Annotated in this window: 16 protein-coding genes; 8 read left to right on the forward strand and 8 right to left on the reverse strand. The window is 65.2% G+C overall.

Annotation, left to right across the window (positions count from 1 at the left end):
* The 4 genes from exbB to BCCGELA001_RS31825 all read right to left on the reverse strand — a co-directional run bounded on the left by exbB (position 1) and on the right by BCCGELA001_RS31825 (position 4,140).
* A complete protein-coding gene (exbB, locus tag BCCGELA001_RS31810) occupies positions 1 to 777 on the reverse strand; it encodes a tonB-system energizer ExbB (protein WP_060737090.1) in 777 nt (258 codons plus the stop codon).
* 27 nt (positions 778 to 804) lie between these two features.
* Positions 805 to 1,317: a heme utilization cystosolic carrier protein HutX gene (gene hutX, locus BCCGELA001_RS31815; protein ID WP_008546136.1), complete on the reverse strand. Its 513-nt coding sequence runs from the start codon at positions 1,315 to 1,317 to the stop codon at positions 805 to 807.
* A gap of 25 nt (positions 1,318 to 1,342) precedes the next feature.
* Positions 1,343 to 1,678 carry an antibiotic biosynthesis monooxygenase family protein gene (locus tag BCCGELA001_RS31820; protein ID WP_008546138.1) on the reverse strand — a complete coding sequence of 112 codons (336 nt, stop codon included), beginning with the start codon at positions 1,676 to 1,678 and terminating at the stop codon, positions 1,343 to 1,345.
* A 98-nt stretch (positions 1,679 to 1,776) separates the two neighbouring features.
* Positions 1,777 to 4,140 (reverse strand): TonB-dependent hemoglobin/transferrin/lactoferrin family receptor, encoded by a 2,364-nt coding sequence (locus BCCGELA001_RS31825; RefSeq protein ID WP_060737091.1) that lies wholly within the window; start codon positions 4,138 to 4,140, stop codon positions 1,777 to 1,779.
* A gap of 259 nt (positions 4,141 to 4,399) precedes the next feature.
* Between BCCGELA001_RS31825 and BCCGELA001_RS39195 the strand changes: the two genes are divergently transcribed.
* From BCCGELA001_RS39195 to BCCGELA001_RS31845, 4 genes are read left to right on the forward strand one after another with little or no spacing between them, the layout of a single operon-like run.
* Positions 4,400 to 4,606: a hemin uptake protein HemP gene (locus BCCGELA001_RS39195; RefSeq protein WP_008546142.1), complete on the forward strand. Its 207-nt coding sequence runs from the start codon at positions 4,400 to 4,402 to the stop codon at positions 4,604 to 4,606.
* Positions 4,607 to 4,612: 6 nt separating this feature from the next.
* Complete coding sequence (locus BCCGELA001_RS31835; RefSeq protein ID WP_008546143.1) at positions 4,613 to 5,566, forward strand: heme/hemin ABC transporter substrate-binding protein; 954 nt, start codon at positions 4,613 to 4,615, stop codon at positions 5,564 to 5,566.
* Positions 5,563 to 6,660 (forward strand): FecCD family ABC transporter permease, encoded by a 1,098-nt coding sequence (locus tag BCCGELA001_RS31840; RefSeq protein WP_008546145.1) that lies wholly within the window; start codon positions 5,563 to 5,565, stop codon positions 6,658 to 6,660. Before BCCGELA001_RS31835 ends, BCCGELA001_RS31840 begins: the two co-directional genes overlap by 4 nt.
* Entirely contained in the window at positions 6,657 to 7,457 is an 801-nt protein-coding gene (locus BCCGELA001_RS31845) for a heme ABC transporter ATP-binding protein (RefSeq protein WP_008546148.1), read from the forward strand. Before BCCGELA001_RS31840 ends, BCCGELA001_RS31845 begins: the two co-directional genes overlap by 4 nt.
* 165 nt (positions 7,458 to 7,622) lie before the next feature.
* Here the strand turns inward: BCCGELA001_RS31845 and BCCGELA001_RS31850 are convergent, their stop codons facing one another.
* On the reverse strand, positions 7,623 to 9,296 hold the full coding sequence (locus BCCGELA001_RS31850; protein ID WP_008546149.1) for a mucoidy inhibitor MuiA family protein: 1,674 nt from the start codon (positions 9,294 to 9,296) through the stop codon (positions 7,623 to 7,625).
* A 167-nt stretch (positions 9,297 to 9,463) separates the two neighbouring features.
* Positions 9,464 to 10,675, reverse strand: a complete 1,212-nt coding sequence (locus tag BCCGELA001_RS31855) for an NnrS family protein (RefSeq protein ID WP_060737092.1) — start codon at positions 10,673 to 10,675, stop codon at positions 9,464 to 9,466.
* Between the two features lie 128 nt (positions 10,676 to 10,803).
* On the opposite strand from BCCGELA001_RS31855, the gene BCCGELA001_RS31860 reads away from it, so the two are divergent.
* The gene (locus BCCGELA001_RS31860) at positions 10,804 to 11,514 is read left to right on the forward strand and encodes a Crp/Fnr family transcriptional regulator (RefSeq protein ID WP_060737093.1); all 711 of its coding nucleotides are present in this window, start codon (positions 10,804 to 10,806) and stop codon (positions 11,512 to 11,514) included.
* 111 nt (positions 11,515 to 11,625) lie between these two features.
* Here the strand turns inward: BCCGELA001_RS31860 and BCCGELA001_RS31865 are convergent, their stop codons facing one another.
* Entirely contained in the window at positions 11,626 to 11,823 is a 198-nt protein-coding gene (locus tag BCCGELA001_RS31865; RefSeq protein ID WP_008568751.1) for a DUF1858 domain-containing protein, read from the reverse strand.
* 87 nt (positions 11,824 to 11,910) lie between these two features.
* Entirely contained in the window at positions 11,911 to 13,263 is a 1,353-nt protein-coding gene (gene hemN, locus BCCGELA001_RS31870) for an oxygen-independent coproporphyrinogen III oxidase (protein WP_060737094.1), read from the reverse strand.
* Positions 13,264 to 13,418: 155 nt separating this feature from the next.
* On the opposite strand from hemN, the gene BCCGELA001_RS31875 reads away from it, so the two are divergent.
* From BCCGELA001_RS31875 to BCCGELA001_RS31885, 3 genes are all read left to right on the forward strand, one after another.
* Positions 13,419 to 13,625, forward strand: a complete 207-nt coding sequence (locus BCCGELA001_RS31875) for a hypothetical protein (protein ID WP_008546153.1) — start codon at positions 13,419 to 13,421, stop codon at positions 13,623 to 13,625.
* A 219-nt stretch (positions 13,626 to 13,844) separates the two neighbouring features.
* The gene (gene nirK / locus BCCGELA001_RS31880) at positions 13,845 to 14,969 is read left to right on the forward strand and encodes a copper-containing nitrite reductase (protein WP_060737970.1); all 1,125 of its coding nucleotides are present in this window, start codon (positions 13,845 to 13,847) and stop codon (positions 14,967 to 14,969) included.
* 54 nt (positions 14,970 to 15,023) lie between these two features.
* A complete protein-coding gene (locus BCCGELA001_RS31885; protein ID WP_060737095.1) occupies positions 15,024 to 15,899 on the forward strand; it encodes an SUMF1/EgtB/PvdO family nonheme iron enzyme in 876 nt (291 codons plus the stop codon).
* The last annotated feature ends 121 nt before the right edge of the window (positions 15,900 to 16,020 follow it).

Raw genomic sequence — 16,020 nt, forward strand, 5'->3', positions numbered from 1 at the left:
CTACTCCGCCGCCCGCGCCAGGCTGAACGTCCTGTGGTCGCGCTGACGGCTGACCAGCAGCATGAGCTGCGCCGAGGCATCGCCGAGCAGTGCGCGATAATTGGCGATGCCGCGGACGAGGTGATTGTATATTACGACCGCCGGGATCGCGGCGACGAGGCCGAGCGCGGTGGCGAGCAGCGCCTCCGCGATGCCGGGCGCGACCACGGCGAGGCTGGTGGTGTGGCTCTCGGAGATGCCGATGAACGCGTTCATGATGCCCCAGACCGTGCCGAACAGGCCGACGAACGGCGCCGTGGCGCCGATGGTCGCGAGCACGCCGGTGCCGCGCGCGATCTGCCTCGACATCGCCGCCTCGACCCGCTCCAGCCGCAGCGCCACCCGTTCCTGCAGTCCGTCGTCGAGGATGCCGCCGGAGAGCTCGGCCTCCCTGGCGCAGGACTGGATGAGCTGAGCGACCGCGTCACGCGCATCGCCAGCACGATCGGCGGCTTCGGCCAGCCTGATGTTGCCTTCGAGCGCACGCGTGCGCTGCAGGGCAAGTGCGCCCTTGCGGCGCAGCTCGATGGACTTGGCCAGCCATACCGTCCACGTCACCAGCGAGGCGATGGCCAGTCCCACCATCACCGTCTTCACAACGATGTCGGCGCCCTGGAACATGCCCCAGGGCGACAGATTGCGCGGCAACAATGCCTCGTCGATCGCCAAGGCAGGTGCCGGCGCCAACGCCAGCGCAATGGTTAGGATCACATGCCGAAGCCTGCAATTGCTCTGCATCTTGACCTCCCGGCAGACAGAAAGAAGCTATGTGGGCTGCATCGCGATCCGGTCCGCAAGCTGCCGGAACCGCGCCAGCTGATCCGCGCGCAGCGCCCGCGCCTCGTCGCGGCCGACGAACACCTTGAACATGATGCCGCCGTCGGCATTGACGAACGCGACGAAGGCCGACGTCTTGCCCATGAAGGGACGCTCGACGAACGCAATGGCCGCGCAGCGCTCGTGGCGGAGATGGCCGTGCAGCCCCTTCGGCTGCATCAGATTGAAATAGCCGCGGCCGATCTCGCCCGCGGGAATGCTACCTGTGAACTCGAAGATCGCATCGTCCGTATGCACGATCAACGTGACCTCGCCCCATTGTGCGATGTCCTGCATGGCGGCGGCGAAATGCTCGCCACCTCCCACGCGCACCATGGACGACGGCAGTGCCTCGATCACAGCACGCGGGGTGACCTTGCGCACGCGCGCGACGTCCTCGATCACCGCGCCGGCATTGTCGGCCATGTACGCCTTGAGATCGGCAAGATCGGTGCTCAGCATGTCCGGCTCCCTAGCTGGCCGCGATCTAGGCGGCTGCGTTCGTCTTGCGCTCGGTCAGTATGACCTCGAAGCCCTCGAACTTGGGATGGCCGAGATAGAGGCTCTCACCGGTCTTGTTGTCGGCGCGCGCGTGCGCGCGGCGGAATTCCTCCGAGCGCGTCCAGGCTTCGAAGGCGGCCTTATCGACCCAAACCGTGTGCGAGGAATACAACGTATGGTCCTCCAGCACCGGTCCCTTGAGCAAATGGAATTCGACGAAGCCGGCCATGCTGCCGAGATAGGACTCCCGGGTGCGCCAGACGGTCTCGAACGCAGCTTCCGAGCCGAGCTTCACTTGAAAACGATTCATTGCGATGAACATGAAAGTCTCTCCTTCTGATCTGGATGAAAACGCGCCGAAGCCGCGCTGGAGCATCAGCGCGGCCGGCGGAGATTACTGGCGTTGCGGGCCCTCTCGGCTTACGCACCTCCGAAGTGGATCTTCATGCCGGCCTTGTAGACCCTGCCCGGCCCTGGGCTCGTCCACAGCACGTCGTTCTGCGAGGTGCCGTCGGTCGAACTGCCGGGAATGGCGTAAGGCCGGTAGTACTGGTTCAAGAGATTGTCGATCGAGGCCGTGAACACGATGTCCCTGGTCGCGTTGTAGGTCATATAGAGGTTGACCAGATCGTAGCCGGTCGACCGGACATAGTTGGCAGGCACGTCATTGTTGGGACCGAACGAGGCCCACTGCGCCGACAGGATCAGCGTGCGATCGAGCAGGCGGACACCACCGGTCGTGACGACCTTGGTCGGCGTGATGGTCGCCAGCCCGATATTGGTCTGGACGTTCTTGCCCTGGATGTAGTGGCCGGCGACGCCGATGAACCAATCGCCAGCGTCGTACATCGTCTCCGCCTCGAAGCCCTGAATGCGGGCATTAGCGATGTTCTGATACTGATAGAATTGGCTGAACGAGCCGAACGGCGGCACCGGGACGGGCGCCGAGGCGACCAGGTCGATATAGTCGCTGACGTCGTTGCGGAACAGGTTGATCTTGCCGCGGAACGAATCGTTGGCGCTGAAGATGCTGTCATATTTCAGGTTGAAGCCGACTTCCTTGTTCTTGCCGACCTCAGGACGAAGATTCGGATTGGGCAGGAAGCAGAACAGGCCCACCGTGCCATTGGGACAGGGGAAGAAGGCCGGTCCACCACCAGTCGCGTGCGCACCCGAAATCACGGTCTCGGTGATCGACGGCGCACGATAGCCTTCGGCATAGCTAACATACGGCTGAAAGCCAGGGACCGGCGTGACGCCGAGGGTGATCTTCGGCGAGAAGCGATCGCCGCCAGCGCTGGTCCTGCCGGAATCGAGGTCATAGCGGTCATAGCGGATCGCGCTCACTGCCTCGAACCAGGTGCTGTAATTCTGCTTGAGCTGAACGAAACCGCCCGACACGGTACGAATGCCGCTCGGCGTCGTGATGTTGGAATTGCCGCGGCTGTCGGTGGTAATCACGTCGTCCTGGAACGCGTCGACGCCCCAGGTGACGGCATTGCGCCAGTCGCCGACATTGAAGCGCGTGGTGTTGTTGACGTCGATGCCGTAGGTATTGAGAACATAGCCGCGCCTATCGCCGACGCAGCCGGAGATGTTGTTGCCGAAATTGCCCGCTCCACAAAGGGCCCCGCCTGCGGTCGAATAGTGATAGGTCTTGGTCTGGTCGCTATCGACGCGGTTGCCGTAGACCGACATCTGCCAGTCGAACAGATTGTCGCTCGGCAGCGAATATTTCCAGGTGACGGTGCCGGTGTAGTTCTTGACGTCGGACGCATAGACCGACGAGCCCTGATAGAGCGCGCGCTGCGCCGCAGTTGCCACCGGGCCTCGGTTGAACTGGCCGATGTCGTACTGATAGTCCTGGAACACGGCGCCGAACTTGACCTCGTGACCGAGAGCAGGACGCACCGTGACCTTCATCAACCCGGCCTCGACCTGGTTGCCCGTGTTACCGATCTCGGTGCCGTTGCCGTCCTTGTAGTTGCCCTGCGTGCGATAGACCGCGCCGCCGAAGATGTCGACGTCAGGCGTGGCGCGGACGCCGCCGAATACGGAGCCGAGGCCGCGATTGTTGTTGGACCCGTAGGAGCCCGAGAGATCGACGCCCCAACGCTCGCCGGGACGCAGCACGTCATTGATGTCCTTGGTACGGAACGAGACCAGGCCGCCGATTGCACCGGAGCCGTAGATGTTGGCGGTGGGGCCGCGCACCACGTCGACGCCGCCGATCAGTTCAGGATCGAGGAAGAAGGAGCCGTTGGCGTTGTGGCCGGTGCGCTGGTAGTTCTGCCGCGCACCGTCGACGACGACCGCGACGCGACCGAAATCCTGCAAGCCGCGGATGTTGATGACCGTCGCGGGATCGTCGCCGCGCTCCTGAAACGAGACGCCGGGCACGGCATAGAAGATGCCGGACAGCCGGTTCGGCTGAAGCCCCTGGATCTGGTCGAGCGAAATGGAGCTGACGGGCGCGAGCGAGTCGATCGCGCGCTCCTTGATCTTCGTGGCGGCAGCCGTGATGGTATCGAGTGCCTGGACGCCGACAACCACCTGCGCGTGCGCATCGCGCACGCCGGCGCTGGCCTCCTGCTGCGCGACTTGCGCGGTCGCCGGCTTGCGCTTGGCCTGCTTCGCTCTTTGCGACGACGCCCTTTCCGACGATGCACTTTCGGCTTGCGGCGATGCGGTCTGCGCAACACCGCGCTCCGCCGTCATTGCCGCGATTGTCACCACCGACGCGCCCAAAATCAGCGCGCGCGAATACCTAGCCCCGTCAGCCATATCAGCCCCAGCCTGCACTTCACTTTGATGTTGGCGTCTTTGGCTGGCGTGCGTTCGCAACGCGAACGACTGGCTGGCTTGTTTTCTTAACGCGGGGACGTCACCCCGCTGCCACAATTGGTTACGTGGCAACACTCTGACGGTCAATGACACCACGTTGCAGTTTATATCGATTGTAAACTGCCGCCGTTGGAATGCGCCGTGCGCCGCTTATACAAAGCAGGACGCATCTGAAATTTCGAAAGCGCATCACAGCACAATGTCAGCAACGTCCGGAGACAGCGGCAGCGTCGCGGCAGGGCCGGCGGGAAGCCCTTCTGCGACAACGAGAACCCTCACCATACGAGGGAGCCGGATCGACAGCCGCGAGCTGTTTGCGGCCGAGCGTGAGATCATCATCGCGCATGGCGAGGACAGCTATCGCTTGCGCCTGACCTCGCAGAACAAGCTGATCCTGACCAAGTAAACCGCAATGACATTTCGTCGCAGCATCGCAAGTCTCCTGATCTCCGGCACATTCGCGCTCGTATCAGGCGCGCATGCTGCCGGTATCATCGTGCATGATGCGCGCAATCGCGACGTCGCCGTCATCGACGTCGCGCGCACGGTCTCGATCGGCGGCGCGATCACCGAAATCCTCTATGCGCTCGGATTGGAGAGCCGCCTGGTCGGCGTCGACACGACGAGCCTCTATCCGCCGGCGGCGCTGCACGACAAGCCCAATGTCGGCTACATGCGCAAAATTTCGGCCGAAGGCGTGCTCGGCCTCAACCCCTCGCTGATCCTGGCGATCCAGGGATCCGGCCCGCCCGAGACCATGGACATCCTCGAGACGGCGAAGGTGCCGCTGGTGCTGGTGCCCGAGACGTTCTCGGAAGACGGCCTGGTCGAGAAGATCAAGCTGGTCGGCCATGCCATGGGTGTCGACGCGCGCGCCGCATGCCTGAGCGCTGCGGTCAACGCCGACCTGGCGCAGCTTCGCTCGCTGCGTGCCAAGGTGACGAAGCCGGTGCGCGTGATGTTCGTGATGTCGCTGCAGAACGGGCGCGCCATGGTCGCCGGCCACAAGACCGCGGCCGACGAGATCATCCAGCTCGCCGGCGCCGCCAATGCCATCGACGAATACGACGGCTACAAGATCATCGGCGACGAAGCGATCGTGGCCGCCAAGCCGGATGTCGTGCTGTCGATCGAGCGCGGCAAGGATTCCCTCCAGGCCGACGCAGTCTATGCCCATCCCGGCTTTGCGCTGACGCTGGTCGCGGCCAACAAGAGCTTCATCACCATGGATGGGCTCTATCTGCTCGGCTTCGGGCCGCGCACGGCGGCTGCGGCGCGTGATCTCTCGGTCAAGCTCTATCCGGCGCTGGCCGACCAGGGCAGCACCTTCACGTCGGCCCTGTCGGCGGCGAATTGCCGGCAATGAGCGTGGCGCTCGGGACGGACGCGCAAAGCCCGCGGCGACGCGCCGCTGTAGGACGACGTTCGGCCTCCTTCGCGCTTTCCCTGCTGCTCGTGCTGCTCGCGCTCACCGCCATCGTTGCGTTGACGGTTGGCGCGGCCGGCATTCCTCTCTCGCGGCTGCCCGCCGCGCTTGGCCTTGCCGGCAACACGGCGGGCGAGGGCATGGCCGCCCGCGACCAGCTCGTGCTGTGGTCGATCCGCATTCCCCGGATCGTGGCCACCGCGATGGTGGGCGGCCTGCTCGCGGCCGCCGGCGCGATCATGCAAGGACTGTTTCGCAATCCGCTCGCCGATCCCGCGCTGGTCGGCGTCTCCAGCGGCGGCGCACTCGCGGCGGCGAGCGCGATCGTGTTCACGGATTCCCGCTTCGGCGAAGCGCTACGCTTCCTCCAGACCGAGCTGTTGCCGCTCGCGGCCTTTGCAGGCTCGCTCGTCACCACCGCGGTCCTCTACGGCATCTCCAGCCGCTCCGGGCGAACCTCGATCGCGGTCTTCCTGCTCGCCGGTGTCGCCATCACCGCCATCGCCAATGCCGGCATCGGGCTTCTGGTGTTCATCGCCGACGACCGCCAGCTCCGTGACATCACGTTCTGGCTGCTGGGCTCGATGAGCGGCGCGACCTGGACCAAGGCCGCCGTGCTTGCGCCGATCCTGATCATTGGGCTCGTCGCCTGCGCCTTCATCGCGCGCGGGCTCGATCTTTTGGTGCTCGGCGAGGCCGACGCGTTTCACGGCGGCGTCGACGTCGAGCGGCTGAAGCGGATCTCGATCGTCATGGTGTCCGCCATGACCGGGGTCGCGGTGTCGATCAGCGGCGTCATCGGCTTCGTCGGCATCGTCGTGCCGCATCTGCTCCGTCTCGTCATCGGGCCGGCGCATCGCCTGCTGCTGCCGGCCTCGGTGCTGTCAGGCGCGATCCTGATGGTGGGCGCCGACACGCTGGCGCGCACCATCGTGGCGCCGGCGGAAATGCCGATCGGCATCCTGACCGCGGTCGTGGGCGCGCCGGTTTTCCTCGTCATCCTGCTACGGCAGCGCGGGCTCGCCTCACTATGAGCATCGTGATCGAGGCGCGCTCCTTGAGCAAACGCGCCGCCCGCGCGACGCTGCTCGACGGTGTCGGCCTGACGGTTGAAGCCGGTGAGATGGTCGCCATTATCGGTCCGAACGGGGCCGGCAAGTCGACGCTGCTGCGGCTGCTCTCCGGCGATCTCCGCCCAAACGCGGGCGAGGTCCGGCTGAAGCAGCGCGCCCTCGGCAGCTACAGGCCGCGCGAGCTCGCCGCGCACCGCGCCATGCTGTCCCAGCACATCAACGTCACCTTCCCCTTCACGGTCGAGGAGATCGTGCTGATGGGCGCGGGCGATCGCAGCTTGCACGAGGCGGGCGCGCTGGTCGATGCCGCGCTGGACGAGGTCGGCCTCTCCCATTTCAGGGACCGGCAATTGCCGACCCTGTCCGGCGGCGAGCAGCAGCGCGCCCATTTCGCCCGCGTGCTGGTGCAGCTCGCTTGCGGCGAGGCCGAGCATGGTCCGGGACTTCTGCTGCTGGACGAGCCGACCTCGAGCCTCGACCTGCGCCACCAGATCGAGCTCGTCGAAGCGGCGCGCCGCCGCGCTGGCCGCGGCACGGCCGTGGTCGCGATCCTGCACGATCTCAATCTCGCGATCCGTTTCGCTGACCGGCTGGTCGTGCTGAACGGCGGCCGGCTCGCCGCCGACGGCCCGCGCATCGAGGTCGTGACGCGTGAGATCATCCGGAATATTTTCGAGATCGACGCGGTCGTGCATCAGGCTGACGGCGTACCGTATGTGCTGCCGCAGTCGATGCGGGCAATTGGGACTGGAATTTAGCCGATCCTGTTTCTGCAAAAACGGTGCGCTTCCTCCCTCGCCTGCGACGGCAGGTTGGGGAGAGGGTATCTCCACAAGGGAGCAATCCCCCAGAGGAGAGAGCCCTCACCCCAGCCCTCTCCCGCAAGCGGGAGAGGGAGCGCACCTCGCTCCTGCCTGGCAAACCTAGCCCGACGGCACGATCACCATGCCCTTATCCTTCGGCCAGCGGATGCGCCAGGCGAAGTTGATATCGCGGGCCTCGCCGGGCTTGGCGTCGAACGACCATTCCAGCACGCCGCGCTTGTCGCGGATGTTGCTCGCGGTCGGCGGCGTGGTCGCCGGCAGCATCTCGACCACGATCTCTTCGTTCTCGCTGACCGGCAATTGGTCCTCGATCGCAACCTTGATCGGGAAATCGTGGCCATTGCGGATCGTCGTCTTGAACGAACGCTCGTCGGTCTTCGAGGTCGTAACCAGCAGGCCGGCCGAGCCCTCGTTGCGCTTGAGCACTGCGCGCTCGATTCGAACCTTGTCGTCGGCGCCGAAGCCGAGCCGCACGATGTCGTCCTTGGCCGACGCCGTGATCTTGCCGCGGCCAACGAAGACGCCGTCGCGGTAGATCGCAACCTTGCCGGGCAGCAAGGTCGTGTCGTCGGTCTGTTTGAAGCTGGCTTCGAGGAAGGCAGTCGGGTCCATCACGGGCGCGGCGCGCACCGAGAGATCGGCGGGCGCCGTCGTCGCCGCGATCTTCAGGCTCTTGGCCCCCTCGGCGGCGCCGAGACTGACGCGGCCGGGAATCCTGAAGGTGGCTTGGAAGTCGCCGATCTCGGCGACCGCCTGCTGCTCCTCGGCGCGCTCACGCGGCTCGGCCGACTCGGCCATCTTCGAAAGGTGCGGTTGCATCTGACGTGCGACCGGAGCGGGCCGTGCCATATCGGAGACCGTGCCCGCCGCCAGCGGCTTCGGCACCTGCGGATATTGCGCCACGAGCGAGCCCAGCTCCGGCGCGCTGCCGCCGCGGCTGATGCGGACTGTGGAGACGCCGAGCGTGACGTTGGACCAGTCCTCGCCGGTCGATTGCGTGATCTCGGCACGACGGACCAGTTCCAGTTGCGGCTTGCGGTCCTTGGCGCCGGTGTCGAGCCGGGCGTCGTAGAGCGGCAACCAACGCGCATTACGCACATTGTAAGTGACCCTCAGCGTCGCCTTGGTCGCCGCCGGCGCGGCAACGTCCATGCGGACCTCGAGCTTGCTCGGCGGCTTGGCCTTGCGCTCGGCTTCGAGCTGGACGATCTGACGATCGATCTCGCGCTGCTTGCGCGTCGCATCACGAATGGCGGCATCGGCGTTCGCAATTTCCTCACCGACCGCCGCAAAGGCCGTGCGCCATTCGGCGATCGGACGCGCCTCACCCTTCTCGCCGATGCCCGCGGGGGACGCTTCGGCAAAGTGCTCCGCGAACTTGCGCCGCGCGTTGGCCGAGTCGATCGCGCCTTGCAAATCGGCGCGCTGGTCGTTCAGAGCTTCGATGCGTTTTTCCAGCTCGGGCAGGTTGACCGGTGCCGCGCGCGGCGACCGCGCATCGATCGTGCCGATGGTGAGCTTTGCGCCGCCTTCTCCCTCGACCCGGATGGAGGACGTATCGAGGGTCAGTGGAAAGTCCTTGGCGACGAGGGTCGATTCTCCGGACGGCAGGTCAACATTGATGATACGCGTGACGGTGGCGCCATCGGGATAGACGGTGACGGTGTCGATCGCCGACGTCGCGTCCACATTGGCTGCCCATGACGGCGATGCCATTGCCATGGTTACCAGAACCAGGCTCGTCGTTGCCAGATAGCTTGCGGTGATGCGCATAAAGTCCCTCCTGCCGGGATCGCCACGTCGCCAGCCGGACGCGCGATCAAATGCCTCGCCATCGTGGTTGGACGCGGCAGGGAAGAAACTGGTTCGATTAAGGTTTCCCTGGGGCACCGATGCGGCGGCACGGTGGCTGCGGAACGTGAGATCGTGCCTGCGTGAGTTCAGCGCGCCGGTGCGGGCATTCCCATGATGGCGAGCGCGCGCCGACGACTGCCCGCCAGCAGCGGACCGAATGCGATCGCAAATCCGAGGAATGCGACCACCCAGCCGCAAGCGGCAACGTGCAACAACGCATCGCCATGAGCGGGCAACGCCACCGCGGCAACGCGCGCGAGCGCTGCGACGATGATCGCAAGATAAATCCCTTGTGTCGCGGGTGACGCGGTCAGCGCCTGTCCGGTATGGCCCAGGCTTGCGCGGGTCATCACCGCGAGCGTCATGATTCCGGCCGCGCCTGTCATCCAGGCATGAATGCCCGCGCTCGGCGCCAGCACGCCGAAGCCCGCCAACGCATTCAGGAGGAAGCCGAGCGGCACGAAGACGTAGCCGACATGGAGGATCAGCAGCAGGCGCTCGCGCCAGGTGCGGTCGCCGGCCCAGCGCGTCAGCCGCAACAGATGCAGCACGCCCACGAGCCCCATCACAACACCGGTGACGGCATTCAACGGCGCCACGATCCACGCGATGAGCGCGAGCGCGCTACATCCGATCACCACGCCGTCGAAGCGTCCGAACGGCACCGGCAGGCGGCCGGGGTTGAACTTGACCAGCCAGTTGCGGGTAAAGCTCGGGATGATGCGGCCGCCGATCAGCGCGATCAGCAGCACGACCACGCCGATGCCGACGCGGATGCTGACATCGGCCGCGCCTTCGACATGGGCTTCGAGATGAAAGGCGACGTTGCCGGCGAGCAGCACCAGCACGAGCGCCACCACGGGCAGGTTGCGCCAGCTGCCGCCTGCCATGATCTCACGCGCCGCGGCGGCGACGACCAGCGCCAGGAAGGCGGCATCGACGAGGAGCGCGAACAGCCAGCCGATATCGGCCGACAGCGTCACCGCGACACGCCCGGCAAACCAGACCACCAGTAGCGCTCCGAGCGAGGTGCCCTGGATCGGAAGCCGCCCGGTCCAGTTGGGGATGGCCGTGAACAGGAATCCGGTGATCACCGCCGGCAGGAAGCCGTAGAGCATCTCGTGGACATGCCAGTCGCGCGGGTCAAAGGCTGACGTCACTGACAGCTCGCCGTAAAACATCGGCAGCCAGGCCAGGATCGACACGGCGGCCTGGATCGCGGCGAACAGGAAAAAGGGCCGAAAACTGTTCGCAAACAGCGGCCAGCCCTCGAAGGTGCGGGATCGGGTACCAGCCATGGGATCAACTCCTGGAAGTTCACACTGCGTCTGGAAAAATACTGCCGTCCGGCCGGTCCGTTTTGCGCTATCGCAAACTGCTCGACGATTGCAGGTGCCATCACACTCCCCAGCGCCAAGGAGACGTAATGGCCAAGGTCGACACATCGCTGGTTGCGCATTTGCCGCTGTTTGGGGGCGTCAAGCCGGAGGATCTCGAGGAGATCCTGCGCGAGGCCCGCTCGGCACGTTACCCCAGGAACAGCACCATCTTCGAGCAGGGAGCGGACGCGCAGTCGTTCTTCCTGCTGCTGCACGGCCACGTCCGCGCCGCCAAGACGACGCCCACCGGCGAGCAGATCGTGGTGCGTTACGTCGCGCCCGGCGAGACGTTCGGCCTCGCCATGGCGATCGGAGCCGCGCGCTATCCGGCGACGGCCATGGCGGTCGACGACAGCGTGGTGCTGATCTGGCCGACCTCGGCCTGGCCGCGGCTGATCGAGCGGTTTCCCTCGCTCGCCGCCAACACGCTCCAGACCGTCGGCACGCGCCTGCAGGAAAGCCACACCCGCATCGTGGAGATGTCGACCCAGCAGGTCGAGCAGCGCGTCGCGCATGTGCTGCTGCGCCTCGCCAAGCAGTCCGGCAAGAAGCTCGAGCACGGCATTGAGATCGACTTCCCGATCAGCCGCCAGGACATCGCGCAGATGACCGGCACCACGCTGCACACCGTCAGCCGAATCCTGAGCGGCTGGGAGAGCCAGGGCTTGGTCGAGAGCGGCCGTCAGCGAATCATCCTGCGCGAGCCGCACAGGATCGTGGTGCTCGCCGAGCGCAGTCCCGACAGCGGCGCGGCGTGAGAGCGCCTCCAGAACGATTCCTGCGAAGATAGGGGCGAGGGCGCTCCACTTACGGCGGACGCGCGCCCTCACCCGGGAATCCGCACGCGCCCGTGCGAATTCCGAAACCTGTTACGCTGGCACGCAGTCGCACAGCGCGGCGAGGAATGTCTCGCGATCGATGCCGTGCTCGCGGCAGGCGTCGTCCACCGTGTGGAAGGTCGCGATCGGACAGCCGACACAGGCCATCTTGAAGGCGAGAAACACGCGGATCGTGTGCGGCGCCGTGCGCATGATGTCATCGACCAGATCGTCGGATCGGAAAGACATGGACAACTCCGTTCCGAAGCGACGATAGCGGAGGTGACCCGTGTTTCTTTGTCGGAGCGCAAGCTGATTGTCATTCTGAGGCGTGGCTCACACCGCCCGGCTGTGCATTTGCTTGCCGGGATCCAGATGCGCGTCGAATGCCGCCGCGACGCTGCGGACGAGGAAGCGCGAATCCCTTGCGACCGCGAGCCGGGCGCCATCAAGCCTGACAACGCCATCGGAGATCAGCGGCTTCAGACGCGAGGCCGACTTCAACATCGCCTCGGGCTCTGCGCCATGACGGGCGCAGATGTCGCCGAGATCGGCGCTGAACTCGCACATGATGCGCTCGATGATGTCGGCGCGCAGCCGGTCGTCGTCGGTGAGCCCGTAGCCTTTCGCGGTGGCGAGATGGCCGGCTTTGATGCTCTGCGCATAGGCGCCGATCTGCACCTCGTTCTGGACGTAGCCCTGCGGCAAATGTCCGATCGCGCTCGCACCGAAGCCGAGCAGGACGTTACCCTTGTCCGTGGTGTAGCCCTGGAAGTTACGCCGTAGCGTTCCGTCCTCGAAGGCCACGGCCATGGAATCCTCGGGTCGCGCGAAGTGATCGAGGCCGATCTGCACGTAGCCGGCCTCCTTCAGCGCATTCGCGATCGCGCAAGCCTGGTCGTGGCGCGCAGGACCGTCGGGCAGGACGTCCTCGTTGATCATGCGCTGGTGCTTCTTGAAGTCAGGCACGTGGGCATAGCCGAACACCGAGAAGCGGTCGGGCGCCAGCGCGAGCGCGCGCCGGACGGTGTCGAGGCACGAGGCGACGGTCTGGTGCGGCAGCCCGTAGATCAGGTCGAAATTGACGCCCGCGATACCGGCACGCCGGAGCATGTCGACGACGGACGCCGTCTGCTCGAAACTCTGCACGCGGTTGATCGCGCGCTGCACGACCGGGTCGAAGCTCTGAACCCCGAGGCTGGCGCGGTTGACGCCCGAGAGCTGCATCGCCTCCACCATGTCGGCGGTCAGCGTTCGCGGATCGATCTCGACTGCGATCTCGGCCGTCGGCAACACGAAGAACGCCTGACGCATCACGGCCATCAACTCGGCGAAAGCCTCCGGCGCCATGATCGTCGGCGTGCCGCCGCCGAAATGAATGTGCTCGACCTTCATGCGATGGCCGATGGTGTCGGCCACCTGCTCGATCTCGCTGCGCAACGTGCGTTGATAGGCCGCGATCAGATCGTCGCGGCGGACGATCTGGGTATGGCAGCCGCAATACCAGCACATCTCGCGGCAGAACGGCACGTGCAGATAAAGCGATGCGCTGGCGCCCGCGGGGAGTTCGGCGAGCCACCCGGCGTAGGTGTCCCCACCGATCGCGGGGGAAAAATGCGGTGCGGTCGGATAGCTCGTGTAGCGCGGCAACCGTTCGTCGCCGTAGCGGGCCGCGAGATCGAATCTCATGTCTTACCCATTCGTAAATCGATGCCGCGCGGTGCGGCAAATCTCGGATGGCATCAGATTACCCGCTTCCGGGCCGGCGACCTTGCGCTCGCTCAAAGTCCGCGCACCGGATGTGACCCAAAATGGTGTCTGATCATCGCTTCTGGAGATAGGCCATGGCGTCGTACGCGCTCGATCTCGTTCTCTGGCTCGCCGGCATCCGCGGCCACATCCCGCGCTTCGACGATTTCCGCCCTGTTCCTGCCGCGCCCGCAACCGGCGCAGGCTATCTCATGCGCGTTCTGGCTATCATGGCGGCCGTCTTTGCCGCTTTGTCGCTCGCGGTCTGGAGTACCGTCTGGATGGCAATACGCCTGCTCTGATCGATCATGCGTTGGCCACCGAATGCGAGTGAACATGCGAGCGATTTGCGCTTGCGCGCTCGATGACGCGACATCGGATTCCTCCGATCGTCCGGCGCAGCTCTTAAAGAATTCACCGGAGCCAAATCCGGCAGAAGGTTGTCGCAGCGCAAACCAACTTGCCGCCATCGGAGCAAACTGCATCCCGTCATCAAACTCTTCACATGAAGGATGCTTCCGATGTTCACCCGCAGAGCTGCACTAATCAGCGCCGCTGCGACCGCGCTGATGTTTGCGACACCCGCCTTCGCCGCCGGCGATCTGAAGCTGCCGCGGCAGAAGGTCGAGCTGGTCGCCCCGCCTTTCGTGCATGCGCACGAGCAGGCCACGACGCAGGGCCCCAAGATCGTCGAGTTCAAGCTCAACATCGAAGAGAAGAAGGTCGTGATCGACGACAAGGGCACCACCTTCCAGGCCATGACCTTCAACGGCTCGATGCCGGGCCCGATGATGGTCGTGCATGAGGACGACTATGTCGAAGTGACGCTGGTCAACCCCGCGACCAACACCATGCCGCACAATATCGACTTCCACTCCGCGACCGGTGCGCTCGGCGGCGGCGAGCTGACCCTGGTCAATCCCGGCGAGCAGGTCGTGCTGCGCTGGAAGGCGACGCGGACCGGCGTGTTCGTCTATCACTGCGCCCCGGGCGGCCCGATGATCCCCTGGCACGTCGTCTCCGGCATGAACGGCGCGATCATGGTGCTGCCGCGCGGGGGGCTGAACGACGGCAAGGGCCACGCGCTGAAATACGACAAGGTGTATTATGTCGGCGAGCAGGACATGTATGTGCCGCGCGACGAGAAGGGTAACTTCAAGTCCTACGACTCGCCGGGCGAAGCCTTCACCGAGACCGAAGAGGTGATGAAGAAGCTGATCCCCACGCACGTCGTGTTCAACGGCAAGGTCGGCGCGCTCACCGGCAAGAACGCGCTGACGGCGAAGGTCGGCGAGAACGTGCTGATCGTGCATTCGCAGGCCAATCGCGACAGCCGTCCGCATCTGATAGGCGGCCATGGCGACTATGTCTGGGAGACCGGCAAGTTCTCGAACGCGCCCGAGACGGATCTCGAGACCTGGTTCATCCGCGGCGGCTCTGCAGGAGCTGCGCTCTACAAATTCCTGCAGCCCGGCATCTACGCCTATGTCACGCACAACTTGATCGAGGCCGCAAATCTCGGTGCCACCGCGCACTTCAAGGTCGAAGGCAAGTGGAACGACGACCTGATGACCCAGGTGAAGGCACCGGCGGACATCCCGCCGCAGACACAAGGCGCCCTGCAGACCGGTCGCAAGGTCAACTGACGAACGGAGAGGGGCCGGCAAGACAGCCGGCCCCTTTTTCTTTCGGGGATCATCATGCTGATCGCATTCAAGCTGAAATTGGCACTGGCCTGTGCGGCCGGACTCGCAGGACCCTTGGCGGTTGCACCTCTCATCTCCGAGATGGCGACGCACAAAGCACGCGAGCCGGCGATCGTCGAAATCGCTGCCGGAAGCTCTGTGTATCGCGAGGCCGGAGATTTCACGCGCGCCGGGCAGCAGGCCGAAGCGCCGCTACGGACGCTGCGGTTCAACAGACCGCTCCACATCATGCGTCAGCAGGTCTCCTCCGCGAACTTCCAGCTCTGCGTGCAGGATGGCGCATGCCGCGCGCTGGGCCGCGAGGTCGTCATCGCGCCGGATCGCCCCGCGGTGCAGGTGAGCTGGTATGACGCCGAAGCCTATGCAGGCTGGCTGTCGCGCAAGACCGGCAAGCATTATCGCCTGCCGAGCGACGAGGAATGGGCATTTGCCGCCGGCAGCCGCTTCAAGGACGACGGCGCGCCGGTCGACGCAAGCAATCCGTCGAAGCGCTGGATCAGCCGCTACGAGCGCGAATCCGAGCGCGATTCCTCCGACACCACAGCCTATCCGTTCGGCAAATACGGCCTGAACGAGCACGGCCTCGAGGACGTCTCCGGCAACGTCTGGGAGTGGACGTCGACCTGCTTCGTCCGCTCGCGGGTCGACGAGGCCGGCACCCCGATCCGCCCGACCGTGAATTGCGGCGTGCGCGTCGCGGAAGGCGCGCACCGCGCCTATGTCACCGATTTCATCCGCGATGCGCGCGCTGGCGGCTGCGCACAAGGCGTGCCGCCCGCCAATCTCGGCTTCCGCCTGGTCCGCGAGGAGACCTCGTGGCTGGCCAGCGTATCGCAGCGGATGAGCAAGACGCGGCCAGCGAGATCATAGCGGCGGCCATCGCTTTTCCATCAGCGTCTCGGCTTAGTAATTAGAATGAGTCTAAACTAAGATTGGAATTGCTCTAAGTCATGTCTCTCGCGACATCGCGTCGCTGACGTTGTGGCATTGG

Origin of the sequence: Bradyrhizobium sp. CCGE-LA001 (assembly GCF_000296215.2) — a bacterium.
Classification (GTDB): Bacteria; Pseudomonadota; Alphaproteobacteria; order Rhizobiales; family Xanthobacteraceae; genus Bradyrhizobium.

What these genes read in the sequence shown, in the direction of transcription:
- exbB (WP_060737090.1), bottom strand. Translation starts at nt 777, where the DNA reads ATGCAGAGCAATTGCAGGCTTCGGCATGTGATCCTAACCATTGCGCTG.
- hutX (WP_008546136.1), bottom strand. Translation starts at nt 1,317, where the DNA reads ATGCTGAGCACCGATCTTGCCGATCTCAAGGCGTACATGGCCGACAAT.
- BCCGELA001_RS31820 (WP_008546138.1), bottom strand. Translation starts at nt 1,678, where the DNA reads ATGTTCATCGCAATGAATCGTTTTCAAGTGAAGCTCGGCTCGGAAGCT.
- BCCGELA001_RS31825 (WP_060737091.1), bottom strand. Translation starts at nt 4,140, where the DNA reads ATGGCTGACGGGGCTAGGTATTCGCGCGCGCTGATTTTGGGCGCGTCG.
- BCCGELA001_RS39195 (WP_008546142.1), top strand. Translation starts at nt 4,400, where the DNA reads ATGTCAGCAACGTCCGGAGACAGCGGCAGCGTCGCGGCAGGGCCGGCG.
- BCCGELA001_RS31835 (WP_008546143.1), top strand. Translation starts at nt 4,613, where the DNA reads ATGACATTTCGTCGCAGCATCGCAAGTCTCCTGATCTCCGGCACATTC.
- BCCGELA001_RS31840 (WP_008546145.1), top strand. Translation starts at nt 5,563, where the DNA reads ATGAGCGTGGCGCTCGGGACGGACGCGCAAAGCCCGCGGCGACGCGCC.
- BCCGELA001_RS31845 (WP_008546148.1), top strand. Translation starts at nt 6,657, where the DNA reads ATGAGCATCGTGATCGAGGCGCGCTCCTTGAGCAAACGCGCCGCCCGC.
- BCCGELA001_RS31850 (WP_008546149.1), bottom strand. Translation starts at nt 9,296, where the DNA reads ATGCGCATCACCGCAAGCTATCTGGCAACGACGAGCCTGGTTCTGGTA.
- BCCGELA001_RS31855 (WP_060737092.1), bottom strand. Translation starts at nt 10,675, where the DNA reads ATGGCTGGTACCCGATCCCGCACCTTCGAGGGCTGGCCGCTGTTTGCG.
- BCCGELA001_RS31860 (WP_060737093.1), top strand. Translation starts at nt 10,804, where the DNA reads ATGGCCAAGGTCGACACATCGCTGGTTGCGCATTTGCCGCTGTTTGGG.
- BCCGELA001_RS31865 (WP_008568751.1), bottom strand. Translation starts at nt 11,823, where the DNA reads ATGTCTTTCCGATCCGACGATCTGGTCGATGACATCATGCGCACGGCG.
- hemN (WP_060737094.1), bottom strand. Translation starts at nt 13,263, where the DNA reads ATGAGATTCGATCTCGCGGCCCGCTACGGCGACGAACGGTTGCCGCGC.
- BCCGELA001_RS31875 (WP_008546153.1), top strand. Translation starts at nt 13,419, where the DNA reads ATGGCGTCGTACGCGCTCGATCTCGTTCTCTGGCTCGCCGGCATCCGC.
- nirK (WP_060737970.1), top strand. Translation starts at nt 13,845, where the DNA reads ATGTTCACCCGCAGAGCTGCACTAATCAGCGCCGCTGCGACCGCGCTG.
- BCCGELA001_RS31885 (WP_060737095.1), top strand. Translation starts at nt 15,024, where the DNA reads ATGCTGATCGCATTCAAGCTGAAATTGGCACTGGCCTGTGCGGCCGGA.